The 25,736-nt window shown below is 64.7% G+C and carries 23 protein-coding genes; 8 read left to right on the forward strand and 15 right to left on the reverse strand.

All coding sequences use genetic code 11. The annotated features are described in order from the left end of the window. Positions 1–34: 34 nt before the first annotated feature. From M4J39_RS13750 to M4J39_RS13780, 7 genes are all read right to left on the reverse strand, one after another. Positions 35–715, reverse strand: coding sequence for a D-lyxose/D-mannose family sugar isomerase (locus M4J39_RS13750; RefSeq protein WP_251728822.1), 681 nt, complete (start codon positions 713–715; stop codon positions 35–37). Positions 716–731: 16 nt separating this feature from the next. Further along, complete coding sequence (locus M4J39_RS13755) at positions 732–1,748, reverse strand: aldose 1-epimerase family protein (RefSeq protein WP_251728823.1); 1,017 nt, start codon at positions 1,746–1,748, stop codon at positions 732–734. A gap of 41 nt (positions 1,749–1,789) precedes the next feature. Then, positions 1,790–2,362: a 6-phospho-3-hexuloisomerase gene (gene hxlB, locus M4J39_RS13760; RefSeq protein ID WP_251728825.1), complete on the reverse strand. Its 573-nt coding sequence runs from the start codon at positions 2,360–2,362 to the stop codon at positions 1,790–1,792. Between the two features lie 87 nt (positions 2,363–2,449). Continuing rightward, positions 2,450–3,475 (reverse strand): ABC transporter permease, encoded by a 1,026-nt coding sequence (locus tag M4J39_RS13765; RefSeq protein ID WP_251728827.1) that lies wholly within the window; start codon positions 3,473–3,475, stop codon positions 2,450–2,452. Further along, positions 3,472–4,980: a sugar ABC transporter ATP-binding protein gene (locus M4J39_RS13770; protein ID WP_251728829.1), complete on the reverse strand. Its 1,509-nt coding sequence runs from the start codon at positions 4,978–4,980 to the stop codon at positions 3,472–3,474. Before M4J39_RS13770 ends, M4J39_RS13765 begins: the two co-directional genes overlap by 4 nt. A gap of 16 nt (positions 4,981–4,996) precedes the next feature. Then, entirely contained in the window at positions 4,997–5,944 is a 948-nt protein-coding gene (locus M4J39_RS13775; RefSeq protein ID WP_251728831.1) for a substrate-binding domain-containing protein, read from the reverse strand. A gap of 242 nt (positions 5,945–6,186) precedes the next feature. Next, positions 6,187–7,293: a LacI family DNA-binding transcriptional regulator gene (locus M4J39_RS13780; protein ID WP_251728833.1), complete on the reverse strand. Its 1,107-nt coding sequence runs from the start codon at positions 7,291–7,293 to the stop codon at positions 6,187–6,189. A gap of 333 nt (positions 7,294–7,626) precedes the next feature. On the opposite strand from M4J39_RS13780, the gene hxlA reads away from it, so the two are divergent. Continuing rightward, on the forward strand, positions 7,627–8,256 hold the full coding sequence (gene hxlA, locus M4J39_RS13785) for a 3-hexulose-6-phosphate synthase (protein WP_251728835.1): 630 nt from the start codon (positions 7,627–7,629) through the stop codon (positions 8,254–8,256). A gap of 26 nt (positions 8,257–8,282) precedes the next feature. Next, positions 8,283–8,843, forward strand: coding sequence for a 6-phospho-3-hexuloisomerase (gene hxlB / locus M4J39_RS13790; RefSeq protein ID WP_251728837.1), 561 nt, complete (start codon positions 8,283–8,285; stop codon positions 8,841–8,843). Positions 8,844–8,902: 59 nt separating this feature from the next. Here hxlB (M4J39_RS13790) and M4J39_RS13795 read toward each other — a convergent pair whose 3' ends face one another. From M4J39_RS13795 to M4J39_RS13805, 3 genes are read right to left on the reverse strand one after another with little or no spacing between them, the layout of a single operon-like run. Further along, a complete protein-coding gene (locus M4J39_RS13795; RefSeq protein ID WP_251728839.1) occupies positions 8,903–9,652 on the reverse strand; it encodes an ABC transporter ATP-binding protein in 750 nt (249 codons plus the stop codon). Further along, positions 9,649–10,443, reverse strand: coding sequence for an ABC transporter permease (locus M4J39_RS13800; protein WP_251728841.1), 795 nt, complete (start codon positions 10,441–10,443; stop codon positions 9,649–9,651). Before M4J39_RS13800 ends, M4J39_RS13795 begins: the two co-directional genes overlap by 4 nt. A gap of 3 nt (positions 10,444–10,446) precedes the next feature. Further along, a complete protein-coding gene (locus M4J39_RS13805; RefSeq protein ID WP_251728843.1) occupies positions 10,447–11,466 on the reverse strand; it encodes an ABC transporter substrate-binding protein in 1,020 nt (339 codons plus the stop codon). A gap of 377 nt (positions 11,467–11,843) precedes the next feature. Here M4J39_RS13805 and M4J39_RS13810 point away from each other — a divergent pair, with 377 nt between their 5' ends. Continuing rightward, positions 11,844–13,844 (forward strand): FAD-dependent oxidoreductase, encoded by a 2,001-nt coding sequence (locus M4J39_RS13810; RefSeq protein WP_251728845.1) that lies wholly within the window; start codon positions 11,844–11,846, stop codon positions 13,842–13,844. 4 nt (positions 13,845–13,848) lie between these two features. Continuing rightward, on the forward strand, positions 13,849–15,699 hold the full coding sequence (locus M4J39_RS13815; protein ID WP_251728854.1) for a [FeFe] hydrogenase, group A: 1,851 nt from the start codon (positions 13,849–13,851) through the stop codon (positions 15,697–15,699). Positions 15,700–15,768: 69 nt separating this feature from the next. On the opposite strand, the gene fabF is transcribed toward M4J39_RS13815, so the two are convergent. From fabF to M4J39_RS13840, 5 genes are all read right to left on the reverse strand, one after another. Beyond that, on the reverse strand, positions 15,769–17,034 hold the full coding sequence (fabF, locus tag M4J39_RS13820) for a beta-ketoacyl-ACP synthase II (RefSeq protein WP_251728856.1): 1,266 nt from the start codon (positions 17,032–17,034) through the stop codon (positions 15,769–15,771). A 68-nt stretch (positions 17,035–17,102) separates the two neighbouring features. Next, positions 17,103–17,522 (reverse strand): MarR family winged helix-turn-helix transcriptional regulator, encoded by a 420-nt coding sequence (locus M4J39_RS13825; protein WP_251728865.1) that lies wholly within the window; start codon positions 17,520–17,522, stop codon positions 17,103–17,105. Positions 17,523–17,629: 107 nt separating this feature from the next. Next, complete coding sequence (gene leuA / locus M4J39_RS13830; protein ID WP_251728867.1) at positions 17,630–19,351, reverse strand: 2-isopropylmalate synthase; 1,722 nt, start codon at positions 19,349–19,351, stop codon at positions 17,630–17,632. A 313-nt stretch (positions 19,352–19,664) separates the two neighbouring features. Next, positions 19,665–20,228, reverse strand: a complete 564-nt coding sequence (locus M4J39_RS13835) for a UbiX family flavin prenyltransferase (RefSeq protein WP_251728869.1) — start codon at positions 20,226–20,228, stop codon at positions 19,665–19,667. Next, the gene (locus tag M4J39_RS13840) at positions 20,225–21,715 is read right to left on the reverse strand and encodes a UbiD family decarboxylase (RefSeq protein ID WP_251728870.1); all 1,491 of its coding nucleotides are present in this window, start codon (positions 21,713–21,715) and stop codon (positions 20,225–20,227) included. The genes M4J39_RS13835 and M4J39_RS13840 overlap by 4 nt, the downstream gene beginning before the upstream one ends. 348 nt (positions 21,716–22,063) lie before the next feature. On the opposite strand from M4J39_RS13840, the gene M4J39_RS13845 reads away from it, so the two are divergent. The 4 genes from M4J39_RS13845 to M4J39_RS13860 are packed head-to-tail and all read left to right on the forward strand — an operon-like array spanning position 22,064 to position 25,590. Continuing rightward, positions 22,064–22,603 carry an SCP2 sterol-binding domain-containing protein gene (locus M4J39_RS13845; protein ID WP_251728879.1) on the forward strand — a complete coding sequence of 180 codons (540 nt, stop codon included), beginning with the start codon at positions 22,064–22,066 and terminating at the stop codon, positions 22,601–22,603. Continuing rightward, positions 22,600–23,589 carry a peptidase U32 family protein gene (locus tag M4J39_RS13850; RefSeq protein ID WP_251728881.1) on the forward strand — a complete coding sequence of 330 codons (990 nt, stop codon included), beginning with the start codon at positions 22,600–22,602 and terminating at the stop codon, positions 23,587–23,589. Before M4J39_RS13845 ends, M4J39_RS13850 begins: the two co-directional genes overlap by 4 nt. A 13-nt stretch (positions 23,590–23,602) precedes the next feature. Continuing rightward, on the forward strand, positions 23,603–24,502 hold the full coding sequence (locus tag M4J39_RS13855) for a U32 family peptidase (protein ID WP_251728883.1): 900 nt from the start codon (positions 23,603–23,605) through the stop codon (positions 24,500–24,502). After that, entirely contained in the window at positions 24,499–25,590 is a 1,092-nt protein-coding gene (locus M4J39_RS13860) for an NnrS family protein (RefSeq protein WP_251728885.1), read from the forward strand. The genes M4J39_RS13855 and M4J39_RS13860 overlap by 4 nt, the downstream gene beginning before the upstream one ends. Positions 25,591–25,736 lie beyond the last annotated feature (146 nt).

Below are 25,736 nucleotides of genomic sequence, written 5' to 3' on the forward strand. Positions count from 1 at the left end.
AAAGATGATGGCGGTTCGGACCAGCTAACGATCGTCAGGCAGCCGGCGGATACTCGGTGCACAGCAGCCGATAGGGCGCCTCGTCCTCCTCGATCTTCGGGAAGCGCGGATATTGTTCGAGGAAACGATTGTCGGTGTTGTCATCGTTGCACATGGAGACTTCACCGATCAGCACCGACCCCGTACCCGGTTCGACGATGAACTCGTGGTAGTAGTAGGGGTAGAAGGTGAGGCTCTCGCCCGGCTTGATGAGAATATCCTCGCCGGCCTTGACCTGGTAGCGGCGGCCGTCGCGGTTGATCTCGACATCAGTATCGGCCATCTCGCCATCCTTGGTGGCATTGTAGAGACGGAAGATCAGGTTGCCGCCACCACGATTGATGATGTCTTCCATCTTCGACCAATGGAAATGCATCGGGGACACCTGCCCCTCCTCGATCATGATGATCTTCTCGGCATAGGTCTTGGTGTACTTCTTGTTCTTGACGTTGCCGTTGCGCAGCGTGATCAGCGCAATGCCGAGTTCGGCATACTTGCCCATGCCATAGTCGGTGACGTCCCAGCCGAGCATGTTGTCGCGGATCTCGTCATACTCATGTCCGGCCGTCTTCCACTCTTCGGGTGTCCAATGCAGGAACGGCGGCAGCGCGAACCTGTAGTCGCCGAGCATCTGCTCCATACGGCGGATGGCGCCGTTGATTTCGGATCTTTTCATCAGGAGTTCCTCCAGTTCATCGGCGCGACAGCCGACGTGCTTCATTCTGAACGCGGTCGATATCCTCATCGCCGTCGAGAACGGTGATGGTCAGTTCGAAGGTTTCCTTGGCCTGCGGGGGCAGCATGTGCAGATCGCCGGCGGAGACATGATGCGGCCGGCCGTAGACCGACGAGTTGGCGGGCTCCAGGCCCACGGCGTAATCGCCGGCCGCCATCGACTTCCATTGCATGAAGTAGGGCAGCGCCTTGCGATTGAAGTCGAGGCGGACACCGAGCTTCAGCTCGGGGTTGACGAGGGCAGCGAAGGTGTTGCCCGCCGCGTCGGCGGCCAGCTCATGCAGGAACACGTACTCCGGCTCGTTTTCCAAAGGCGCCGCCACCGATGCCCAGTCGTCCAGGTGCGGCCGGCTGGTCTCGTCACGCGGGCGCGTCTCAAGGGCCGGCAGGACCAGGCGAGCCGCCTCCGACAACAACGGGTGACCGACATTGAAATGATAGAGCAGCATCAGCGGCTCGGGTCGAAACGCTTGGTTCTCGACTTCATCGACGATCCGGACGATGCGTTCGCCCAGACGGGTTTCGATCGATCGCCGCAACACGAGATTCTCGCCGAACAGCTCGGCTTCGCGGATCTCGCCGGACACGCGCAGCACGTAGTCGTCGCCATCCCAGAAGGCGTCGGCCGCCCGATGCTCGGCCGGCGTCGTGCGGATGCGCCCATGCATCGGGTAGTCCTTGCCATCCAGGGTGCAAGGCGCACAGATGTTCTCATAGCCCGCCGTGAAAAGCATGCCGCCCATGATCGACCGCTGGGCTTCCGCGCCATGCGTGTCGTAAGCGGTCCGACCGATCAGGCCCGGCTTCGACAGGAAGTTGAAGCCGACCCCGCGATAGCTGAAGTCGCCAATATCCAGCCCCTTGTCGGCCAGCACGTCGAAGGCGAGCGGTCCATTCCGGACCGCGTAGGCAGTGAGGCCGTCGGCCCTTCCCTCGCGGTAGGTCAGAGTGCGGACGGACGCCAGCTGCTGCATGCTCCCCGTCCGAGCCAGCATGTCTCGTTTGGAAAGGGTGGTCACTCGAGGTTGGCGTGGTATTGCCACAGCCCCTTCAGGTCGAGCTTGCGCTCGTCGATGATCATTTTGGCGACGATGTCGCCGAAGAGAAGCAGCGATTGCTCGAACAGCGAGGTCATCGGTTGCCGGGAATCGATCTCGTCATCGAGATAGAGCTTGGTGCGGACCGGAATGCGCACCATGAAATCGGCGACCTCCCGCATGTCCGATTGCGGATTGGACCCGATGTGCACCACCTTCGCCCCGACCGTCTTGGCCTTGCGCGCGATGGCCACGGGGAACAGCGACGACCCGCTGCCCGAGCCGACGATCAGGAGATCCTTCGGCGTAATGGCCGGTTCGGTGATGGCGCCCACATAGGTAATGGCGATACCGAGATGGGCGAAGCGCTTGGTCATCGCCTGCAGCGCCAGGAGCACGCGCCCGACGCCCACCACGAAGACCTTGTCGGCGGCGAGCAAGGCGTCGACGAAGGCCTGAACCTGGGCAGGATCGATCCGGTCGAGCGTCCGGGAAAGCTCCTCGACCACCAGATGCGAGGTGTCGCGGAACACGCTTTCATAGGGTTGCACGATGTTTCTCCGATGGAGTTCGACTTGAAGGGGAGAGGGCACGGCGGAGCGGAGGAGGAGGCGCGCCGTGCCCCGTCGTCGGCGGGGTCAGCCCCGCCGTGCGTTCATGGCCTGAACCTGGTAGATCAACACGGCGCCGAGGATCAGCAGGGCGCGGGCGACGTACTGCCAGTATTCGTCGATGTTGAGCAGCGTCATGCCGTTGAGCATGATCGACAGGAACAGCACGCCGACGAAGGTGCCCCAGACGCGGCCCTTGCCGCCCATCAGGCTGACGCCGCCGATGACGCAGGCGGTGATCACGGTGAACTCCCAGGTAACGCCGACCGTCGGGTTGCCGGCCTGGATCTGGCTCGACACCATGATCGCCGACAGCACGGTGAAGACGCCGATCATCGACATCACGGCCATGCGGATACCGAGCACGTTGATGCCCGAGAGCCGCGCCGACTCGGCGTTGCCGCCGACCGCGTAGGCCGACTTGCCGAAGACCGTGTAGCGCGAAATGAACCAGGTGATGATGAAGACCAGCAGGAAGACGAAGGCCTGGAAGGGAATGCCGAAAATGGCGCCCGAGCCGAAGAAGAAGAACCAATCCGGATAGGGCGTCACCGGGAAGCTGCCGGTCAGGAGGTAGGCGCCGCCGCGGAAGGCGGCCATCCAGGCCAGCGTGGTGATGAAGGTCGGCACGGCGAGCACATGGCGCACCCAGCCGGTGAACATGCCGGCGAGGATGGCGATGCCGAAGCAGAGCACGACGCCGATGACGATCGAGATCTCGGCCGACCAACCCGCGGTGGTCATGCTGTCGGTGACCACGGCGAGCAGGCAGCCGAAGAAGGCCAGCCCCGACCCGACGGAAATGTCGATTTCCCCGAGGATCAGCACGAACGTCATGCCGAAGGCGATGATGCCGGTCATGGCCGCGTTGCGCAGGATGTTCATCCAGTTGTCCCAGGTCGCGAAACCGGGGGCCGTGAAGGCCAGCAACAGGATGATCGCCAGCAAGATGGCTTCGAGCACGAAATCGGACAGCTTGAAGAAGGGCCGGCGCGTGGCGGCGAGAGGCGCAAAGCTGCCCTTGCCTTTGCCGGTAGTATCACTTGTGGTCATTTCGCCATCTCTCCCATGCACATGGCGTACAATGTCTCGATCGGCGTGTTCTCCGGCTCCAGGACTTCACCGATGAAGCGCCCCGCCTCCATGATCAGGATGCGATGGCAGACCTCCAGCAGCTCCTCGAGTTCGGAAGATACGAAGACGACGCTCAGCCCGCGGCGTGACAAGTCCCACATGATCTGGAAGATCTGCTGCTTGGCGACGATGTCGATGCCGCGCGTCGGCTCGTCGAAGAACACCACCTTGGGGTCGGTGTTGAGCCAATTGCCCACGACGACCTTCTGCTGATTGCCGCCCGACAGGGACTGCACCTCCTGCAAGGCGTCCGACACTTTGATCTGCAGGCGCCCGATCCACTTCTCGGCGACCGGCGCCTGCAGGAAGTGGCTGAGGAAGCCTCGCTGGCCGACTTCGTCGAGGCTGGCTAGGCACAGATTGTCCTCGATGGACATGATCTGGATAAGGCCTTCCTCCTTGCGATTTTCCATCGTCATGGCGAGGCCGAGCTTCTTCATGCGGGTCACCGTCGGTCGCCGCACCTCGGTTCCGTTCAGAACGATCGTGCCCCCGTCGATGGCGTCGGCACCGAAGATGCCGCGCAGCAACTCGCTGCGACCGGCGCCGAGCATGCCGGCGATACCGAGAATTTCTCCGGCGCGCAGATCGAAGCTGATGTCCTCGTACTTGTCCTTGCGGTGAAGGTCCGTGACCTTCAGGCGGATCTCCTCGCCGACCTTGAGGTCGGCCGGCCGACTCTGGAGGGTCGTCTCGCCGAACATCATGTCGACGATGACTTTCGGCGTGGCGACGTCGATCGGCACGGTCCCGACCAGCCGGCCGTCGCGCAGCACCGTCACGTAGTCGGCAACGCTGCGAATTTCGTTCAGCTTGTGGGTGATGAAGATGATCGCAACGCCCTTCTCGCGCAGCGACCGAACCACCTCAAGCAGGCTGTTGATCTCGTGGCGGGCGAGCGCGGAGGTCGGCTCGTCCAGAAGCAGGACGCGCGGATTGAGCGACATCGCCTTGGCGATCTCGATGACCTGGCGCTGGCCGACGGAAAGCTCGGAGATTTTCCGCGTGACGGGAATGTCGATCCTGAGCGATGTCAGGATGTCCTGGACGTGCGCGTTGGTCTTCTTCCAGTCGACGGTAATGTCGCCCGGCCCCATGGTGGGGAAACGACCGAGCATGATGTTTTCGGCCACCGTGAAGTCCAGGATCAGGCTGAGTTCCTGATAGACGACGGCGATGCCGGCCGCGTTGGCATCCGCCGGTCCCTTGAACCTGGCCTCGACGCCGTCGATCCGGATCTCGCCGGATGTCGGGACGACCGCTCCCGACAGGCATTTGACGAAGGTGCTCTTTCCCGACCCGTTCTTGCCCAGGAGGGCGTAGACTTTTCCGCCGTCGAAGGCGGCGGAAAAGTCGTCGAGAGCGAGGACCCCGGGATAGGCTTTCGTCAGATTGCTGATTTCAAGCTTTGCGGGTCCCATCATCCGTTCCTAACCTCGGTTACTTGACGGTCTTGGCGTACTCGGCAACCGCCTCGGGGTTGGCGCGCGAGAGCGTCAGGCCTGGAACGATGATCTCCTTGTCGACCGCCTCGCCCTTCAGCGACTTGATCGCGTTTTCCATGGCCAGCGCGCCGATCTTGAACGGATCCTGGGCGGTGGAGGCCTGGAGGATGTTGTCGTCCGACTTCAGGAAGCCGACGATCTGCTTGTCGAGATCGATGCCGAACACCGGGATCTTCTTGCCGGAGTTCTTGACGGCGAGAACCGCGCCGATCAGGCCACCGGCGTTGCAGCCGTACATGAGATCGATATCAGGATGAGCCGTGATAATGTCGGCAGCCTTCTTGATGGCCTCCTCCGCGACGGGCGAGGAAGCCTCGGCCACCAGCGTCACGCCGGGAATATCCTTGATTTCGTTCCAGAAACCGTCCTGGCGCGCATTGCTTTCCGGAGGGAGCTGGGCCTTGTAGTTGATGATGGCGACCTTGATCTCCTTCTTGTCGCCGTAGTGGGCCTTGATGTAGGCGGCAGCTTCCTTGCCGCTTCCGGCGCCGAGCAGGGTGTTGTCCGACATCACGGTGGACACCGGGAAGTCGGCAGCCAGCTTGTTGTTGAAGCTGACGATCTTGATGCCCTTGTCGTTGGCGGCCTTGACGGCCGGGATCGAGGCGGCAGCCGGATCGAGATAGGTGATGGCGATGGCATCGACGCCGCGCGCGGCGTAGGTGTTGACCACCTCGACTTCCTTGCTGATCTGGTTCGAGGTGTTGGACGTCAACAGGTTGACGCCTTCCTTCTCGGCCACCGACTTCATGCCGAGCAGCGTCGTCTTCATGAACTGGTCTTCCTGGAAGACGATACCGGCAACCGTGAACTTGTCAGCGGCCTGCGCGACGACAGGCAGCATGAAGACGGCAGCAAGCGCCGCCGTGACGAATTTCTTCATCGAAGAACCTCCCAAGGATCGCGGATAGTGACAGGTCGTCCCGTGCCGTTCACGGGAACCTCACCGTCTGGCGGCGTACCGAACCTCCCCGGCACGCGACGAAGACATATAGCACCGATTTTCGTATTCGCAATACAAAATCAAAAAATATTGAAAGTAACTTATAGTATATAATGCCAAAGAATCAGTTTATCGCGGCGTAAAGCCGCGTTTTAGGGAAATCTACATAAATCTAGATCAATCTATTGGCGATCGTCCCCCGACCCTTGAAGGGCTCGCACCGACTGCCGATGAACAATCTCCGTCCGAAGCATCGCGGCTTGGGAGGAGCCTTCTCCATTGATCTCGGCCAGCAGCAGATTCATCGCCAAACGGCCCAATTCATAGGTTGGGCGCCGTATGACGGTCAGAGGCGGTGTGAACACCGATACCCATGGCGGGTCGTCGAACAGGATCAGCGACAGATCTCGTCCGATTTCGAGACCGATCTCTCTTGCAGCGGCAATGCAGCCGATCGCCATCTCTTCGTTGGTCGCCAAAATGGCCGTCGGCCGCGGCTCGTCCTTGAGGATCGCCATCGCCGCCGCCCTGGCGTGCTGGAACTCGCCCCGGCTGTAGCGCATCCATTTGTGCGTGGGAGTGATCCCGGCCTCCGCCAGCCCGACGGTACCGCCATGCATGCGTGCTTCCGCCGTCCAGACGATATCCGGAGGCTCCTTGGTGGTGTGACCCACAGCCGCCGCCGTCGCCACCATCAGGCCGATGCGGCGATGGCCGCAGGCGACGAAGTGGCGAACCGCCTCGCGCGAAGCGGCAAAGTCGTCGGTGGTGACCGAACTGATCTTCAGCCCCTCGACATAACGGTCGAGCAGGACGATAGGCACCGAGAGACCGCCCTCCTCAGGCTGGAGATGGCTGAAGTGCCGACGGGACGAGGGAACCACCACCATGCCGTCGACGCGCTTTTCCACCAGCACGCGAATGGCGTCGCGCTCAGCCTCGAGATCGTCGCCGGTGTTGAGCACCAGGATCTGGTAGTCGGACGAAGCGGCGGTATCGATGATGGCGCGGATCGACGTGCTGAAGAAGGAGTTGGAGATGTCGGCGACAACCACGCCAATGGTCAACGTGCGCCCCGACCGCATGGAGCGCGCCAGTTCGTTGACTCGATAGTTGAGCGCCTCGGCGGCGGCCAGCACCTTGGCCCGAGTTTCCTTCGTGACCAGGCCATAGTTGCCAAGCGCCCGGGCGGCAGTCGCGCGCGACACGTTCGCACGTTGGGCGACATCGATCAGCCGCGCTCGCTTGCGCGCACCATCGCCGATATCGCCGGACTTGCCGTCGTCCATGCCTTCTTCTCCCCCGAACGGAAACGGGCCAATCGCCTGCGTCGTCAAATGAGAACGATCTCATTTCTGCGCGAACGTGTCACAGACACCCCGAGCTGTCAATACTGATGAAGTATCTATGTAGTCGGCCTCTTCTACGACTTTCGGAGGTACGCTAGACTACGAGTCACGCTTCCAGAGCGGTGAGGAGAGAGCCCCAGGCTTCGGCACGGCGGGAATCTACGCCCTGGACAAAGAAAGCGATGGGATCGAACTCATTCCAGCGGACAACAGTTCGCGCTCCGCACGACATTCACACTCCGGAAGAGGTCCGGAGCAAGGAGGACAATCAACATGAAGCTTCAGCTCGCGCTGGACGACATTTCGACCGACGAGGCACTGGCCCTGCTCGACCGCGTGCATCCGTTCATCGACATCGTCGAGGTCGGCACGCCGTTCCTGCTGGAGGAGGGACTGCGGCCCGTACGGCTCTTCCGGTCCCGTTACCCCGATCTGCCCGTGCTGGCCGATGCCAAGATCATGGACGCCGGCCACTACGAGGCTCGACAGGCCTTTGCCGCCGGTGCCGCCTACGTGACGGTGCTCGGCGTCACCGATCTCCTGACCGTCAAGGGATGTCTCGAGGTGGCGACCGAGTTCGGCGGCACGGTGGTCGCCGACATGATCTGCGTCGAGGATCTGCCGAAGCGGGTCCGGCAGTTGGAAGACCTCGGCATGAAGGCCCTGGCGGTCCACACCGGCGTCGATCAGCAGGCCGCCGGTCGCACGCCGGCCGACGAACTCGCGGTGATGAAGCAGGCGTCGCGACAGTCCGAGCTGTTCGTGGCCGGTGGCATCACCCCCGCGACGCTATCCCGATACATCGATCTCGGCGCCGATGTCGCCATCGTGGGGAGCGGCATCCGGCATGCCCCCGATCCGGTGAGCGCCGCCGAGGAGCTTGCCCGATTGGCGCGGCGTTGACGACAACAGAGGAAAGGGAAGAGATCATGAGCATAGCCGACTTCACCGGCACGATCCTCGACGAACTGCGCTCGGTCCTGTCGAGAGTTCCGGCGGCCGAGGCCGACGCCTTCGTCGCCGACATCCTGTCGGCAAGGCGGATCTTCGTGGCTGGCGCCGGACGGTCCGGCCTCGCCGGACGCGCCTTCGCCATGCGGCTGATGCACTTCGGCTTCGATGCCTTCGTGATCGGCGAGATCGCCACCCCGGCCTATTCGGCGGATGACCTGCTCGTTGTCTGCTCCGGATCGGGCGAGACGGGGAGCCTCGTGTCCATCGCGGAGAAGGCGCGGCGGATCGGCGGCAAGATCGCGCTGGTCACGATCGTTCCCGAGTCCAGCATCGGCAGGCTCGCTGACCGGCGCCTGACTCTGCCGGCACCGTCGCCAAAGGCGAAGGCCGGAGAAACGGTCCGGTCGGTCCAGCCTATGGGCTCGCTCTTCGAACAGGCGGTCCTGCTGTTCCTCGATGCCGTCGTCCTTGAGCTGATGTCGCGGCGCGGCGTAATCAGCGAAGAGATGTTCACCCGACACGCCAATCTGGAATAACGACTGACAAACGCCCATCGACGCGAAGCCGCCTCGCGGACGCGCAAAAGCCGACGACGTCAGATCGAAAGCGTCGGCCGGAAAGCGTCGCGGATCGTCTCGATCGCCGCGATGCGGCGGATTTCCGCCTCGACGAAGGCATCGTCCCTGAGGCGGGCCGGGCGCTCGATGGCGAGGCGGGCAACGATCCGGCCCGGGCGGCCGGACAGAACGACGGCCTGGTCGGCCAGCCGCACCGCCTCGGACAGGTCGTGCGTCACCAGCACCACCGTCACGCCACGCTCCTGTGCATCCAGGCGGACGAGTTGCTGCATCTCGCGCGACAGGCCGACATCGAGCGCCGAGAAGGCTTCATCGAGCAGCAAGAGGTCGGGCTCGACCGCGAGGGCGCGCGCCAGCGCCACCCGCTTCTTCATGCCGCCGGACAGCTGATGCGGATAAAGGCCGGCCTCGCTGTGACCGAGGCCCACCTTGACCAGCATCGAACGCGCCCGCGCGAGCCGGTCGGCCCGCGCCAGACGCGTTCCGGCGAGACCGAAGGCCACGTTGCCGCGCGCCGTCCGCCAGGGCAGAAGGAGCGGGTCCTGAAAGACGAAGGCGGGGCGCTCGAACGGCCGCTCGACACGGCCGGCGTCGGGGACGAGAAGACCGCCCAGGATATGAAGCAGCGTCGTCTTGCCCCTCCCCGACGGTCCGAGAATGGCGAGGACATTCCCCTTCGGCACCCAAATCTCGATGTCGTCGAGCACCCTCGCGCCGGCAAAGCCGTGCCCGATGCCGCTTGCCGTGAGCGCGCCCTCCTGGCTCATGCGGCCTCTCCCGGCAGGCCGCGCCGCCACGTCTCGAAATGCCGGCGGACCGGCTCGATGACGAGACGATCGACAACGAGCAGCAGAGCCACCACCACGATCACCCAGGCCATGGTCTTGGCGGTATCGACTTCGGCGCGGGCCGCCGCCAGGCCGTCGCCGATACCACCGGCGCCCGACAGCAGCTCGGCCATCACCGCCACCTTCCAGCTCATGGCCAGGGCCGTGCCGAGAGCCGGCAGCAGGTAGGACAGCACGTGCGGCAGGTAGACGTCGGCGATCATCGCCCCGAGCGGCACGCGGAAGGCGCGAGCCATCGTGCGGAGCCCGCCGTCGACCGTCCGCGTCCCTTGCGTCGCCGCCGCGAACACCACCGGCCCCACGGCGACCGCCACCGAGAAGGTGGCTGCGAGGCCTGACCCACCAAACCACAGGAGCGACAGCACTACCCAGGCGATGGCCGGCACGCCGATCAGCATGGTGGCCATCGGTTGAAGCATGGACCGGACCGGCATCGAGCGACCAGCGATCCCGCCCAAAAGCGAGCCGGTCAGCGTCGCGGCGAGAAAGCCCGAAAGTGCGTCGCGCGCCGTCGTGACGACGGCCGGCCACAGATCCCCACTGGCGGCAACATGCCCAAGGGCGGTCAACGTCGACAGAGGTGACGGCAACACGAAATCGCCATAGGCGCGATGGCCGATCTCCCACAATGTCACGACGATGGCGAGTCCCAGTGCCGCCCAGAGGCGTTCGCCACCGCCGACGAGCCGGCGCCAGGCGTTGTTCGCCATCTTCTATGATCCCCAATAGAAGGCAGCGTCCGGCAGATGGCCGGCGACAATGTCGGGCGACAACGTCATGAGAGCCCTGAAATAGGCTTCAAGGTCGGCCTTGGCATCGAGCGCCGACGCGACATTCAGCCGAAAGCGCGGCAGCGAGGCCTCGACGATGGGTACGGGCAGCTTCAGTGGATCGGCGATCAGAGCGGCCGCCGCCTTCGGCTCTTCCGCGACCCAACCTGCCGCCGCGACCGACGCGGCATGCAGCGCCGCGACGACATCGGGGTGGGCATCGAGGAAACGCTCGGTCACCGCGAGGCCGGCCTGCGGAATGCCGGCCGGCCGGCCGCTGTGGGCCGAGTAGAGTTCGGTTATGTCGAGGGCACGGGAAACGGAAACGCCTGCTTGTTTCGCCTTGATCTCGGCGGCGCTGGCCGCCGGTTCCGGCAGAACGGCGGCGTCGGCCTTGCCGGCCAGCAGCAGAGGCACAGCCTCGGCCGACGTGCCGACATAGGAAAGGGTAACGTCCCGGTCCGGATCGAGCCCGGCCGACTTGAGCACGAAACGGGTGAGAAGATCGGGCGCGTCGTTCTTGGCGCCAACCAGCAGTGTCTTGCCGCGAAGATCCTCGACGCTGTCGAGGCGCACGCCCTGGCCGGCAAAGACGTAGAGCAGCCCCCAGGTCAGCACGTTGACGAGCCGGACCCCGGCGCCGCGATTGAAGAGATTGGCGGCGGCATAGGTCGGCGCCGCGAACAGCGCCATGTCGCCCGAGACCACGCCCGCCCGCATCTGATCGGCCGTGCGCCAGACCTCGAAGCGCGCATCGCCGACCAGCGGCGTCAACGCTCCCGAGGCGACGGCGCGCGCCAGCACGACCGAGGGCGAGGCCGGCATGCCCCAGACCGTCAGGCGATCGAGGGTGGCGGCATCCGCCCGGGTCAGGGCCGGCAACCCGACAAGACCGGCCGCGATGGCCGCGCACTCGATGAAACGGCGGCGGCTCATGCCGACAGCCATGGAGGAAACTGTCATGATCGAACCTGAAATCGACGATCTGGCCACATCTTGAGAGGCGTTCTCATTACACTAGACCAATTCGCCCGCCGGGGAAATCGTTCGCCAAACATCGTGCATCGGAGGAACAACGAACTGGAAACCAAGATATTCCGATGATTTACGGATAGGGCTTCACCCTAATACGCAATAATGCGTAACACGAAAGCTGAGAACGGGAAGCATCTAAATCGAAAAAGAGAAAAAGCAACTACGTAGACCGCCTCGTTTGACTTTCCTCATTGCTGTTTGCATGGCAGATGCCTATGGAACGCATGATACGGACACATTTCCCCGAAGGTCGCTCGCCTGTGACAGACTTATGGGGGAACGCCCAACCAAATGGGGGTGGCAGCATGGCACAGGTTGTTTATGGCGTGTGGGACGGCGTCGTCCACGATTACCGCCAGGGAAAGGCCGTGGAGGGCGCGACGCCTCCCGATCTGAAGGACTTCGAGGTTTTCGACGAAGGCAACCCGATCCGCGCTTTCGTGGCCGATCGCGGCTTCTTCGTCTTTGACGAAAAGGTCAACCTGCTCGACACCTTCTGGCAGTATCTCAGCAAGGCCGCGGCGGAATCTTGCGGCAAGTGCACCCCCTGCCGCATGGGCACCGTCTTGGTGCGCGACGCGCTCGGCGCCATGCGCCGTGGCCTCGAGGCCGATCTCAGCCTCGACGAGATCGCCGCCATGGCCGAGCAGATGCGCGCCACCTCGCTCTGCGGTCTCGGCCAGTCCTGCGGCACCGCGCTCGGCAAGGCCATTGCCGCCTTCCGCGACGAGTTCGAGGCCGAACTCGCCACGAAGGAGCCGGCCCGTCAGCAGCACGCCATGAGCTACATGACGGCGCCCTGCATCGAGGCCTGTCCGTCCAAGGTCAACGTCCCCCGCTACATCGACTACATCCGCGACGGCAAGCCCGAGCATTCGCTCGGCGTCATCCTGCAGAAATACCCGATGGCCGCCACCTGCAGCCGCGTCTGCGTCCGCTTCTGCGAGGCGGCCTGCCGCCGCAAGATGGTCGACGAGGCGGTCGGCATCAAGATCCTGAAGCGCTATGTCGCCGAGTATCAGACCGGCGCCCATCCGCTGGTGTTCTCCAAGGAGATGATCGCCAACGTCCTGCCGGAAGATCAGCGCGTCGCCGTCGTCGGCGCCGGCCCGGCCGGCGTGTCCTGCGCCTATCACCTGTTGATGCGCGGCTATCACGTCGACATCTACGAGGCCCAGGGCGAGATGGGCGGCATGGCCGCCATCGGCATCCCGTCCTACCGCCTGCCGAAGGATGTTCTGCTCAACGAGATGAACGCCATCACCAAGCTTGGCGGCCGCTTCTTCTTCAACCAGCGCCTCGGCAAGGACTTCTCGGTCGATGACCTGATGCAGCGCGGCTACAAGTCGGTGTTCCTCGCCCTCGGTTGCCAGGAAGGCACCAAGATGGGTTGCGAGAACGAGGACACCAGCCTCGAGGGTTACGAGTCCGGCGTCGGCTTCCTGCTCAAGGTCCACGACCACGTGGCCGGCATCAAGACGCACGACATCGATGGCGAAGTGGTCGTCGTCGGCGGCGGCAACGTCGCCATGGACTGCGTCCGCTCGGCCATCCGCATGGGCGCCAAGAAGGTCCACCTCGTCTATCGTCGCACCGAGGCCGACATGCCGGCCGACCACGAGGAAGTCGTGGCCGCCCATGCCGAAGGCATCGAGTTCCACGTGCTGACCAACCCGCTCGCCATCATCTCGGAGAACGGCAAGGTCACCGGCGTCAAGCTCACCAAGATGGAGCAGACGGAAATGGACGCCAAGGGGCGCCGCAACGTGCGGCCGATCCCCGGCAGCGAGTACGTCATGCCCTGCTCGGTGGTGATCGCCGCCATCGGCCAGCAGGTCGACACCGGCTCGGTCAAGCCCGAGGACGGCGTCGAGATGAGCAAGTGGAACTGGGTCGTCGCCAACAAGGAGACGCTCGCCACGTCGCGGCCGGGCGTGTTCGCCGGTGGCGACTGCTACCTCGGCCCCTCGACGCTGATCGCCGCCATGGCCGACGGCCTCAAGGCCGCCCGCAACATCGACGACTACCTGCGCCGGGGTTCGACCCGCTTCTTCCCGCGCTCCCGCATGCGCAAGATCCTGGAGAACAACAAGCTGTTCTCCAACGATTGCATCGAGGTGCCGGTCAAGAACGAGTACCGCGTCCACCATCCGGAACTGTCGCCGGAAGTGCGCAAGACCATGTTCGGGGAAGTCGAGCAGATCATCAGCTCGGAGGACGCCTACAAGGAGTCCATGCGCTGCATGCGCTGCTACCGCATCTATTCCGTGATCACCGAACACTCCATCCCCGAAGGAGCGGCGTGAGACCATGTGCAACGTCGAAACCCTCATCCCCGTCGGCGCCGAGGCGACGATCAACGTCAAGATCAACGGCAAGGCCATCACGGCCTATCCGAACGAGACGATCCTCGCCGCCGCCCGCCGGCACGACTTCTACATCCCGACGCTGTGCGAGCTGGCGGATATCGACCACACGCCCGGCACCTGCCGCGTGTGCCTGGTCGAGATCCAGATGCCGGGCCAGGCCAACACCCACATGGTGACGGCCTGCAACACGCCGGTTAAGGAAGGCCTCGCCATCGAGACCCGCACCAAGAAGGTGCGCGACATGCAGAAGCTGCAGGTCGAACTCCTGATGGCCGACCACCTTCAGGACTGCGCGACCTGCATCCGTCACGGCTCTTGCGAGCTGCAGGACGTGGCGCAGTTCGTCGGCCTCAAGGAAAACCGCTTCTTCGACCCGATCCGCGTCGCCGCTCGCGAGGTCGACCGCTCGTCGCCCGCCATGGTTCGCGACATGACCAAGTGCATTCGCTGCCAGCGGTGCGTCGCGGTCTGCCGCAACTACCAGGAAGTCGACGCGCTAGTCGTCACCGGCACCGGCCTCGACACGGCGGTCGGCCTGCGTCACGGCAAGAACCAGAAGGACTCGACCTGCGTCACCTGCGGCCAGTGCGTGCTCGTCTGCCCGACCGGTGCCCTCGCCGAGAAGGACGAGACCGATCGCGTCCTCGACTACATCTACGATCCGGAGATCACCACCGTCCTCCAGTTCGCGCCGGCCATCCGCGTCGGCTTCGGCGAGGAGTTCGGCATGGCGCCGGGCACCAACGTCGAGGGGCAGATCATCGCCGCCGCTCGCAAGCTGGGTATTGACGTGGTGCTCGACACCAACTTCGGCGCCGACGTGGTGATCATGGAGGAAGGCACCGAGCTTCTGCATCGTCTGGGCGAGAAGAAGAAGCCGACCATCACCTCCTGCTGCCCGGCCTGGATCAACTTCGCCGAGATCCACTATCCGGAACTCCTGCCGATGCTGTCCTCCACCCGCTCCCCGCAGGCGGTGGTCGGCGCCATCGCCAAGAGCTATCTGCCGGGAAAGATGGGGCTCGATCCGAAGCAGATTCGCGTCATCTCCATCATGCCCTGCACGGCCAAGAAGGACGAGATCGTCCGGCCGCAGCTCGGCGAGGACGGAATGCCGGATGTCGACGTCGTGCTGACGACGCGCGAGTTCGCCCGTCTCCTGAAGCGCGAGGGACTTGATCTCTCCACCATGGAGAAGTCGACCTTCGACAACCCCTACATGAGCGAGTACACCGGCGCCGGCGCCATCTTCGGCACCACCGGCGGCGTCATGGAAGCGGCGCTCCGCACCGTCTACAAGGTCGTCAACGGCAAGGAACTCGACAAGATCGAACTGACCCAGCTGCGCGGCTTCGAGGGCGTGCGTTCGGCCACCGTCGACCTCGGCGGCAACATCGGCGAAGTGAAGATCGCCATGGCCCACGGCCTTGGCGAGACCCGCGCCCTGATGGAAGCGATCAAGGCCGGTGAAGCCGACTTCGACTTCATCGAGATCATGGCTTGCCCCGGCGGCTGCGTCGACGGCGGCGGCACGCTCCGCTCCAAGAAGCAGTACCTGCCCTACGCCCTCAAGCGGCGCGAAACGATGTTCAACATCGACCGCAACGCCAAGGTGCGTCAGTCGCACAACAACGAGCAGGTCAAGGCCCTCTACCGCGACTTCCTGGGTTCCCCGAACTCCGAGAAGGCGCATCACCTCCTCCACACGTTCTACAACGACCGCAAGGCCGAGATGGAACTGACGGTCAAGGAGATCTGGGGCGAGATCAAGATGAGCACCATGATCTACTGAGATCGGGCGCTCCGAGGGAATGGAGACCGGGCGGCGGGGCAACCTGCCGCCCGTTTTCTTTTGTCGCTCTCAAGAAAACCGCGAGAACACCAAGGCCGCGTTGACGCCGCCAAAGCCGAAGGCGTTGGAGAGCACGTGATCGACGGAGGCGGGGCGGGCTGCTCCGGCAACCAGATCGAATCCCTCCGCTTCGACCATCGGCCGCTCGATGTTGAGGCCGGCCGGCAGGGTCTGGTGGCGCAGCGTCAGGATCGAGAAGATCGCCTCGATGGCGCCGGCTGCCCCCAGCATATGCCCGGTGGCCGACTTGGTGGAACTGACGGGTACGCCACCGCCGGCCATACCGAACACCGACATGAGAGCGGCAAGCTCCGCCGCATCGCCAACCGGCGTCGAGGTGGCATGAGCGTTGACATAGCCGATGGCGCCGGGCTCAAGACCGGCCATCTCGAGCGCCAGCCGCATGGCGCGCGCCGCCTCGCGTCCATCCGACCATCCGGCAGTGACGTGATGGGCGTCGGTGGTCGTGCCATAGCCCGAAACGATGGCGTGTGGCGTCGCTCCGCGCGCCTCGGCATGCGACAGCTTTTCGATCACCAAGGCCGCCGCACCTTCGGACAAAACGAAACCGTCATGATCGGCATCGAAGGGCCGCGACGCCCGCCACGGTTCACCGTTGAAGTTGAACGACAGCGCCTTCGCCGCCGTGAACCCGCCGATGGCCACCGGATCGACGCAACCCTCGCTGCCACCGCAGAGCGCGATGTCCGCCTCGCCACTCCGGATCATGCGTACGGCGTCGCCGATCGCCTGGGCCGACGCGGCGCAGGCAGTGACCGGCGCGCCCGAGGGCCCACGAAAGCCGAAGCGGATCGACACCTGGCCGGCGGCGAGATTCGGCAGGAAGGATGGCACGACGAACGGCGACAACCGCCGGACGCCATCGGTTCGGACTGTCTCGCTCGCAGCGGTGATCGCCGGCACGCCGCCGACACCAGTGGCGATCACCGTCGCCGTCCGCATCCGTTCGGCCTCGCTCTCCGGATGCCAGCCCGCCTGTTCGAGCGCCTCCGATGCCGCCGCCATGGCGTAGTGGATGAAAAGGTCGGTGCGCCTGAGTTCACGCGGATCCATGGCGGTCTCGGGATCGAAGCCGCCCGGTTCGTCGCGCCCGGGAACGAGGCCGGCAATGCGGCACTTCCATCCCTCGGTGTCAAAGCGGTCGTTTCTCCGGATGCCACTGTCACCGGCGATCAGACGCTTCCAGATGGTCTCGACGCCGGCGCCCAGCGGAGACACCGCCCCCATACCAGTCACGACGATCGGCTCCTGCATGTCCGCCTCCATGTGTAGGAGCACTGTGCATATACACTATTGGAGTATGAGGCAAGCTGCCGTGACTGTCAGCGAGAGAACCGCCTGCTGATCTTGAGGTAGGTCTCGGTTTCTTCCGGTGAGCTGCTCCCCTTGAGAGCCGCCTGTGCCGCCTGCCATTCGAGGATCAAACGGTCGAGCAGCCGCTCGCCCTCCTCGGTCAGCTCACTAATCCGCGTATTGCCGCCAGCACTATCCAGTCGCCGCACCAGCCCCTTCGTTTCGAGCCGATCCAGATTGCGGATCAAGCTGGTGCGATCGAGATGGATGCGGGACGACAAAGCCCCCACCGTGGCGCCGGGATTGTAGCGAATGGCGGCGAGCAGCGAGAACTGCTGCACCGTGACACCGAACGGCTTCAGCTTGGCGTCGTAGCGCCGAACCAGCGCACGCGCCGCCGCAACGGTGTTGAGCACAAGGCAATTCGCAAGATCGTCGGGCAGAGACATGGGTCATGCTTGCACGCGCCGCGCGGCCAAAGTCAAGCAACACCCGGCAGGTGCGAGAAAGCCCCCGACCGCGGGATCGAGGGCTCTTCTCGTCATGGACGTTCAGATCAGCCGGCGTTGAGCGCCAGCACCCGGTTGACCGCCGACACCACAGCGGACAGCGACGCGGTGACGATGTTGGTGTTGATGCCGACGCCATGCAGCTTGCCGCCGGGATGCTTCAGCTCGACATAGGCGATGGCCGAGGCATCGGAGCCCTGCTGGAGCGAATGCTCGGAGTAGTCGGCCACCGACACGGGGATGCCGATGTAGACCGACAGCGCATGCACGAAACCGTCGATCGGACCGTTGCCGTGCCCCTCGATGGTGCGTGAAACGCCGCCGTCGACGATCTCGGCGACACAGATGCGCCGCCCCTTCACTTCCGTGTCCGGGAAAGTGTGGTGATCGACGAACTTGAGCCGACCGTCCGGCTGGTCGACGTAGAGCTGCATGAAGCGCTCGTAGATGCGCTGCGAACTGAGCTCGCGCCCCTCGCGGTCGGTGATCGCCTGGATGTCCTCGCGGAACTCCACCTGCAACGCGCGCGGCAGGTTGATGCCGTGGTCGTTCTGCATGAGGTAGGCGATGCCGCCCTTGCCCGACTGCGAGTTGATGCGGATGATCGCCTCGTAGGAGCGGCCGACGTCCTGCGGATCGATCGGCAGATAGGGCACTTCCCAGACGCCGGTGTTCGACGCCTTCATGGCCTTCAGGCCCTTGTTGATGGCGTCCTGGTGCGAGCCGGAGAAGGCGGTGTAGACGAGTTCGCCAACGTAAGGGTGCCGCTCGGGTACCTTCATCTGGTTGGAATACTCGAACACGTCGCGGATGCGCTCGATGTTCGAGCAGTCGAGGCCGGGATCGACCCCTTGCGTGAACATGTTGAGCGCCATGGTGACGACGTCGACGTTGCCGGTGCGCTCGCCGTTGCCGAACAGCGTGCCCTCGACGCGATCGGCGCCGGCCATCAGCGCCAGCTCGGCGGCGGCGACACCGGTGCCGCGATCGTTGTGCGGATGCAGCGAGATCAGCACGGAGTCGCGCCGGTCGATGTTGCGGCTCATCCACTCGATCTGGTCGGCGTAGACGTTGGGTGTCGCCATCTCGACGGTGGACGGCAGATTGAGGATCAGCTTGTTCTCCGGCGTCGGATCGATGATCTCGATCACCGCATTGGAGATTTCCAGCGCCACTTCCAGCTCGGTGCCGGTGAAACTCTCCGGCGAATACTCGAAGCGGAAGCCGCCACCGGCCTTGGCCGCCATGTCGGCGATCAGCTTGGCGCCGTCGACGGCGATCTGCTTGATCCCGGACACGTCCTTGCCGAACACCACGCGCCGCTGCAAATGACTGGTGGAATTGTAGAAATGGACGATCGGCTGCTTGGCACCCTGCAGAGCCTCGAAGGTGCGGACGATCAGCTCCGGCCGGCACTGCACCAGCACCTGCAGCGATACGTCGTCCGGCGCGCCACCTTCCTCCACGCACCAGCGGGCGAAGTCGAAGTCGGTCTGCGAAGCGGAAGGAAAGCCGATCTCGATTTCCTTGAAGCCCATCTCCAGCAGCAGGCGGAACATGTGGGCCTTGCGGTCGTGGCCCATGGGATCGACCAGCGCCTGATTGCCGTCGCGCAGGTCCACCGAGCACCAGATCGGCGCCTTGTCGATCACCTTGCCCGGCCAGGTGCGATCGCTGAGATTGATGGGGGTGAAAGGGCGGTACTTGGTGGAAGCGATGGGCATGCCCACCCGGTCGCGGCTCATCCCGTTCTGAAAGGTATCGGTCATGATGACTTCACTCGTCTCTGGCTGGCGCCTGGAGCCGGCCGCGTCGCTCATCGACGTCAGAAGGCGGCATCAGGCGCAAATAATCACACGTTGGGTTGAGTACGAGAGAGCTCATGGCCAGCGGCGGGCTATCGGCCGCCGGGCGCTCCCTCACTGGACCCGGCAACCGCAGATAAGGCCGAGACGAAGAAGCGAGCCGAGCATCCGTGCGCGATCCCCGGGGGCGGTGCCCTCGGCGGAGATATGGCGCGAGATGTCGTGCGTCGTGATCATGGAAAGGGCTATACCCGTAGAAATGCGACCTGACAAGGGCTCAGATGCCCCGCCAGCGCGTCAACGCTTCTCCAGGATCGACGCCGAGCCAGGTGAGCACGCGCGCCACCATCTCGCGGACCATGTCGTCGATGGTCTCGGGCTTGCTGTAGAAGGGCGGCACCGGCGGCGCCACCATGGCGCCCATGCGGGTCAGCATCAGCATGGAGTTGAGATGCGCCTCGGTCAGCGGCGCCTCGCGCGGCAGGACCACCAAACGCCGCCGCTCCTTCAGCATCACGTCGCCGGCCCGCGTCAGCAGGTTGTCACCGAAGCCGTGGGCGAGCGCCGAAAGCGTCCGCATCGAGCAGGGAACGACGGCCATGGCCTCGGCGCCGAACGAGCCGGAGGCGATCGAGGCGCCGAGGTTGTCGATGTCGTGCACGACGGCGGCAAGCCGCCGCAGCTCCTGGAGGCCGGCCGGCCCGAGCTCATGGGCGACGGTTCGCTCGCCGCCTGGCGTAATCACCAGATGCGTCTCGACGCCCGCCGCGCCGAGCTGCCGCAGAACCTCGCGTCCGAGCACTGCGCCCGAAGCGCCGCTGATGCCGACGACGACCTTCATGGTGTCGCTCCGAACAGCTCTGTCCAACGGGCGTCGACCGCCGTCTTCACCGCCTCGTCCATCGTCATCACCCGCCCCCACTCGCGGCTGGTCTCGGCGCCGATCTTGTTCGTCGCGTCGATGCCCATCTTGCCACCGAGGCCTTCGAGCGGCGAGGCGAAATCTAGGTGATCCATCGGGGTGCGGTTCAGCACCAACGTGTCGCGGGCCGGATCGGCACGCGTCGCCACCGCCCACATCACGTCCGACCACGAACGCACGTCAATGTCGTCGTCGACGACGATCACCATCTTGGTCATGGTGAACTGCGGCAGCAGCGACCAGAAGCCCATCATCACCCGCCGCGCTTGGCCGGCGAAGCGCTTGTCGATGGAGATGACCGCAACGCGATATGAGCATGTCTCCGGCGGCAGCCAGAGGTCGCGGATCTCCGGTATCGCCTCGATCAGCAGCGGCTTGAACACGTCTGCCAGCGCGTCGCCCATCACTGCCGGTTCGTCCGGCGCCCGTCCGGTGAAGGTGGTGAGATAGGGCGCCCCCTCGCGCACCCGCATCGCGGTGAGCCGGAACACGACATGCCGCTCCGGCGGATTGTAGTAGCCGGTATGATCGCCGAAGGGCCCTTCCATCGCCGTGTCGCCGGCGGTGATCGTCCCTTCGAGGACGATTTCGGCCGACGCCGGCACATGCAGCGGAATGGTCCGGCAAGCCGTCATGGAAAGGCGAGAGCCGGCAATCAGGCCGGCCAGCGACAGCTCCGTCACGCCCTCGGGAGCTGGCATGACGGTGGCCAGAATGGTCGCCGGATCGGCGCCGATCACCACCGCCACCGGCATGGTCTCGCCGGCCTTCAGCCATTGGCGATGATGCTGAGCGCCACCGCGCATCGGCAACCAGCGCATGATGGCGCTCGTCTTGTCGAGCACCTGCATGCGGTAGGCGCCAAGATTGTAGCTGTTGAGATCATCCGCGCCGGGCGCGCGGGTCACCACCAGGGGCCACGTGATCAGCGGACCGGCATCGCCCGGCCAGCAGGTCTGGATGGGGAGCGCCGAGAGATCGACGGGCAGGTCGCGCCAGCGACCGCGATCGCCGACGATCTTCGGCCGGGCGTTGAGCGCCGCGCGCGCCACCGGCCACAGGCTGGCAGTCTCGCCCAGCGAGCGCGGTGGCTTCGGCGAGCGCAGGAAGGCCATCATGCGGCCAAGCCGAGCAAGACCGGCCTCATCGGTGCCGAGCCCCGCCGCAACGCGCGCGCGGGTTCCGAACAGGTTGGCCACGACCGGCATGGAAGACGGCTTGCCGTCAACGGTAGGCTTGGAAAACCGGAGAACCGGCCCGCCCGCCTCGATCACCCGCCGATGAATCTCCGTGACTTCCAGCCGCATGTCGACCGGCGCCGCCACGTCACGGACATCTCCTTGCTTTTCCAGAAAATCGAGAAAACTGGTGAGATCGGGAAAGCGAGGCAGGCTGCGGCTGAACATTTCGACTATTCCGACATCTTCCATCAGGTGCGTCGCGAAAGGCCTCAGGCCCCACCCCTCTCTCCAGCTCTCCCCCACAAGGGGGGAGAGGGCTCCGATTGGTTCTTTCCAGAACTTGAGACGAACTCGGGTTCTGGATGTTTGCCTCAACGAACCCTCTCCCCCTTGTGGGGGAGAGCTGGAGAGAGGGGTGGCGAGCGCCCAGCGTTGACCACTCTCGCCAGAGACATAACACCTTCTCGCCAATCGAACAGACTGCCACAGGAAAAACCGGTGCGTCTTTGAGCTATGACAAAAACATGAGCAGCGGTCTGTCCTAAGCTCACCGTCTTAGAAATGGATAATGCGATGGCCGAACATTTCCGGGGCGAACTGCCCAGACTTCTCCGCATCCTGGCGGCGCCGGCCGGCTTTCTGCCGCTCGGGCCGGCGCTGACGCTGGCCGTCCGCCGATTCGCGCGTCGCAAGCCGGCCGTCTTCGACCGGTTGGGCGAGTACGGCAAGTGCTCGTTCCTGATCGAGCCATCCGACCTCGATTTCAGCTTCCTGATGGTGCCGGACGGGGTGCGCTCCGAAGTGAGATGCATGCGCCGCCGGGCCACCCAACCGGCGGACGTGACGGTGCGGGCACCCCTCCTCGTGCTGCTCGGCCTGCTCGATGGCACCCTCGACGGCGATGCCATGTTCTTCAACCGGGCGATTTCGGTCTCCGGACGCACCGACTCGCTGGTGGCGCTTCGCAACGCCATCGAGGACGCCGAGCTGACGCCGGCCGATTTCGTCGGCGCCACCGGCGGCCTCGGCAAGCTGGTCGATCGCTCGGTGATCGGCGGCCTCGGCCTTGCCCGCCGCTTCACCGGTTCGCCGATCCCCGGAGAGCCGTCATGAGTCTGGAACTGGTCTGCCCCGCCGGCACCCCGTCGGCCTTGCGCGCCGCCGTCGAGGCCGGCGCCCATTCGGTCTACTGCGGCTTCCGCGACGAGACCAACGCCCGCAACTTCCCCGGCCTCAATTTCTCGCCCGACGAGATGATCGAGGGCGTCCGCTTCGCCCACGCGCATGGCGCCAAGGTGCTGGTGGCGATCAACACCTTCGCCAAGGCCGGTGCCATGGATGCCTGGAAGGCGGCGCTCGCCAATGCCGAGAAGGCCGGTGCCGACGCGGTGATTCTCGCCGACCTCGCCGTGCTCGACCACGCGGCTACGCATCATCCCAACCTCCGCCTGCACCTCTCCGTGCAGGCGGCCGCGGCAACCCCCGAAGCCATCGCCTTCTACGCCGACACCTTCGGCGTCAAGCGCGTCGTCATGCCGCGCGTCCTCTCCGTCGAGGAGATCGCCAAGCTCAACGCCGCCATCGACGTGGAAACCGAGGCCTTCGTCTTCGGCGGCCTTTGCCCGATGACCGAGGGCCGCTGCTCGCTGTCGTCCTATGCCACCGGCAAATCGCCTAACCTTACCGGCGTCTGTTCACCGCCCGAGCATGTCGCCTATTCGGAAGACAGGAACGGAACGGCGACCCGCCTCAACGGTTTCACCATCGACCGCTTCGGCGCTGGCGAGCAGGCGGGTTACCCGACGCTGTGCAAGGGCCGCTTCGTGGCCGGCGGTAAGACCTCCTATCTCTTCGAGGACCCCGTCAGCCTCAACGCCGCGAGCCTGATCGCCGCCTTCGCCAAGGCTGGAATCACGGCGCTCAAGATCGAGGGGCGCCAGCGTGGCAAGGGCTATGTCACCGAGGTGGTGCGCACTTTCCGCGCCGCCGTGGACGCCATCGACGCCGGGGGCACCGAAGTCGAGGTCGGGCGCCTGCTCGCCGGCCTCGTCGAGGGCGGCCGCCAGACCTCGGGTGCCTACAAGAAGACGTGGCGCTGAGCCGGAGATGACAATGACCAAGACCGGCCTCACCCTCGGCCCCGTTCTCTTCAACTGGTCCCCCGACCGGCTTCGCGACTTCTACGCCCGCATCGCCGACGAGGCCGATGTCGATCGCGTCCATCTGGGCGAGGTCGTCTGCGGCAAGCGCCAGCCGTTCACCGACGGTCTCTGGCCGGAGCTGATCGAGCGGCTGCAGTCAGCGGGCAAGGAGGTCGTGCTATCGACCCTCGCCCTGCCCTACAATCCACGTGAGCGCGCTTCCGTCGTCGACTTCTGCAAGGTCGGCGAACTCGCCGAGATCAATGACCTCACCGCCCTGCCCTCCGTGGCCGGCAAGCCGTTCCTCGTCGGCCCCTTCGTCAACGTCTACAACGAGGGTGCCGCTCGTTTCCTGGCCGGACGCGGCGCCACCGGCATCTGCCTGCCGGTCGAGCTGCCGATCGCCTCTGTCGCCATCATCGCTGGCGCGCTGCCCGACGTGGAGTTCGAGCTGTTCGCCTTCGGCCGCTTGCCGTTGGCGCTCTCCGGCCGCTGCTACCACGCCCGCCTGCATGGACTGCACAAGGACGGCTGCCAGTTCGTCTGCGATCGCGACCCGGACGGCCTCTCCGTCGACACATTGGACGGCCAGCAGTTTCTCGCCATCAACGGCATACAGACACTGTCGAACGGCGTCGAAGCCTTCTGCCCGACACCGGAAAAACTCGCCGAGCTTGGCGTTCGCCGTCTGCGGCTGTCGCCCCACACCGTCGACATGGTGGCGGTCAGCCGCGTTTACCGGGCGCTGCTCGACGGCAAGGCCAGCCGAGGCGAAACGCTTGCCGCACTAAAGGGCCTGAACCTTCCCGGCGAACTCGTCGATGGCTTCACGCGCGGCCAGCCCGGGAGCGCCCGCGTGGAAATGGCATGACGAAGCTCGATCCGTTCCGCGTCGCCTTCGTTCTGGCGGCGCTGACGGCGCTCAGGGCAATCGGTCCGGATATAGCCCCTGGGATCGGCGATATTGCCACCCATCCCAACGAACTGATCTTCGGTTTCTTCAGCATCCAGCTGTTCGGGTTTCTGACCGTGGCGCTGCCGCGCTGGATCGGCCGGCCAATCACGCCGGTCCCGATGCTCTGGGCCGTTCTCGTCGCCCACGCAGCGACATTCGCCTGGGGGTGCGTCGATCTGGAACTGGCTGGTTTCCTGCGAGCTTTGGTGACGCTGTGCGGCGTCATTCTCCTGCTGTCGGTCACGCCACCCGGCAAGACGGCCGAAACGCTTCCCATTCTCGGCCTTGCCGCCCTGCATGGACTGCTCGGCATCCCGGTGTTCCTCTATGAATGGCCTGAGGCCACCATGGCCGGCCTCGCAGTCATCGTGCTGATCTGCATCGAGGTGTCGAACCGCATCGGCATCGCCGTGCTGGCGGTAGCGCGCGAGCGGGCGGGATATCCCAAACTCAAGCCCGTTCCGACCGTCATCGCCCTGCCGCAGCGTATGTTCACCATCCTGGCGCTGGCACTCTGGGGGCTGGGCTGGAACGCCGGTTGGCCGGCGCTGGCCGCCTTCCTGTTCGGCGTCGCCTGGCTCGTTCACATCCAGCCCTGGCGCATCAAGCCTTATGCCGGATGCGTCATTCTGGCGGTCGGCCTTCTCTGGAAGAGGCTCGCCTTTCTGCTCCTGGCGCTGATGGATCTCGGCATCGCCGACATTTCCCCTTTCGCCGTCATTCATGCCTTCGCCGTCGGCGGCCTGGTGACGCTCGCCATCGGCATCGCCACCTCCATCGTCCGCAAGAAGGACAAGCGATCCCTGATGCCCTCGCTGCTTGCCGACGTCATCTATGTGGCGATCGCCGGTGCGGCGATTGCCCGCGTCGGCGCTGCCATCGACTTCTCGCTCTACGATACGCTCATACCCCTGGCCCGATGGAGCTGGGCGGTCGCCTTCCTAGGGTACATTCTGTTTACGCTGCGCGGCGCCATCTGGCCGCCAGCCACGACCAAGGTATAGCCCAGCCGAGCACATGAAGACGCCGAAACGCCCACCATGCAAATACGGCAACCCAGACCGTAAAAAACCAACGTCTTGAAGAACATAGGTCAGCTTGAAAACTTGACCTTCTTCGGACTATTCTCGTTAACAAGAAGCGCGTAATT

The sequence above is a fragment of the Pleomorphomonas sp. NRK KF1 genome, from assembly GCF_023721755.1.
Lineage (GTDB): Bacteria > Pseudomonadota > Alphaproteobacteria > Rhizobiales > Pleomorphomonadaceae > Pleomorphomonas.

What these genes read in the sequence shown, in the direction of transcription:
- M4J39_RS13750 (WP_251728822.1), bottom strand. Translation starts at nt 715, where the DNA reads ATGAAAAGATCCGAAATCAACGGCGCCATCCGCCGTATGGAGCAGATG.
- M4J39_RS13755 (WP_251728823.1), bottom strand. Translation starts at nt 1,748, where the DNA reads ATGCAGCAGCTGGCGTCCGTCCGCACTCTGACCTACCGCGAGGGAAGG.
- M4J39_RS13765 (WP_251728827.1), bottom strand. Translation starts at nt 3,475, where the DNA reads ATGACCACAAGTGATACTACCGGCAAAGGCAAGGGCAGCTTTGCGCCT.
- M4J39_RS13770 (WP_251728829.1), bottom strand. Translation starts at nt 4,980, where the DNA reads ATGATGGGACCCGCAAAGCTTGAAATCAGCAATCTGACGAAAGCCTAT.
- M4J39_RS13775 (WP_251728831.1), bottom strand. Translation starts at nt 5,944, where the DNA reads ATGAAGAAATTCGTCACGGCGGCGCTTGCTGCCGTCTTCATGCTGCCT.
- M4J39_RS13780 (WP_251728833.1), bottom strand. Translation starts at nt 7,293, where the DNA reads ATGGACGACGGCAAGTCCGGCGATATCGGCGATGGTGCGCGCAAGCGA.
- hxlA (WP_251728835.1), top strand. Translation starts at nt 7,627, where the DNA reads ATGAAGCTTCAGCTCGCGCTGGACGACATTTCGACCGACGAGGCACTG.
- hxlB (WP_251728837.1), top strand. Translation starts at nt 8,283, where the DNA reads ATGAGCATAGCCGACTTCACCGGCACGATCCTCGACGAACTGCGCTCG.
- M4J39_RS13795 (WP_251728839.1), bottom strand. Translation starts at nt 9,652, where the DNA reads ATGAGCCAGGAGGGCGCGCTCACGGCAAGCGGCATCGGGCACGGCTTT.
- M4J39_RS13800 (WP_251728841.1), bottom strand. Translation starts at nt 10,443, where the DNA reads ATGGCGAACAACGCCTGGCGCCGGCTCGTCGGCGGTGGCGAACGCCTC.
- M4J39_RS13805 (WP_251728843.1), bottom strand. Translation starts at nt 11,466, where the DNA reads ATGACAGTTTCCTCCATGGCTGTCGGCATGAGCCGCCGCCGTTTCATC.
- M4J39_RS13810 (WP_251728845.1), top strand. Translation starts at nt 11,844, where the DNA reads ATGGCACAGGTTGTTTATGGCGTGTGGGACGGCGTCGTCCACGATTAC.
- M4J39_RS13815 (WP_251728854.1), top strand. Translation starts at nt 13,849, where the DNA reads ATGTGCAACGTCGAAACCCTCATCCCCGTCGGCGCCGAGGCGACGATC.
- fabF (WP_251728856.1), bottom strand. Translation starts at nt 17,034, where the DNA reads ATGCAGGAGCCGATCGTCGTGACTGGTATGGGGGCGGTGTCTCCGCTG.
- M4J39_RS13825 (WP_251728865.1), bottom strand. Translation starts at nt 17,522, where the DNA reads ATGTCTCTGCCCGACGATCTTGCGAATTGCCTTGTGCTCAACACCGTT.
- leuA (WP_251728867.1), bottom strand. Translation starts at nt 19,351, where the DNA reads ATGACCGATACCTTTCAGAACGGGATGAGCCGCGACCGGGTGGGCATG.
- M4J39_RS13835 (WP_251728869.1), bottom strand. Translation starts at nt 20,228, where the DNA reads ATGAAGGTCGTCGTCGGCATCAGCGGCGCTTCGGGCGCAGTGCTCGGA.
- M4J39_RS13840 (WP_251728870.1), bottom strand. Translation starts at nt 21,715, where the DNA reads ATGTTCAGCCGCAGCCTGCCTCGCTTTCCCGATCTCACCAGTTTTCTC.
- M4J39_RS13845 (WP_251728879.1), top strand. Translation starts at nt 22,064, where the DNA reads ATGGCCGAACATTTCCGGGGCGAACTGCCCAGACTTCTCCGCATCCTG.
- M4J39_RS13850 (WP_251728881.1), top strand. Translation starts at nt 22,600, where the DNA reads ATGAGTCTGGAACTGGTCTGCCCCGCCGGCACCCCGTCGGCCTTGCGC.
- M4J39_RS13855 (WP_251728883.1), top strand. Translation starts at nt 23,603, where the DNA reads ATGACCAAGACCGGCCTCACCCTCGGCCCCGTTCTCTTCAACTGGTCC.
- M4J39_RS13860 (WP_251728885.1), top strand. Translation starts at nt 24,499, where the DNA reads ATGACGAAGCTCGATCCGTTCCGCGTCGCCTTCGTTCTGGCGGCGCTG.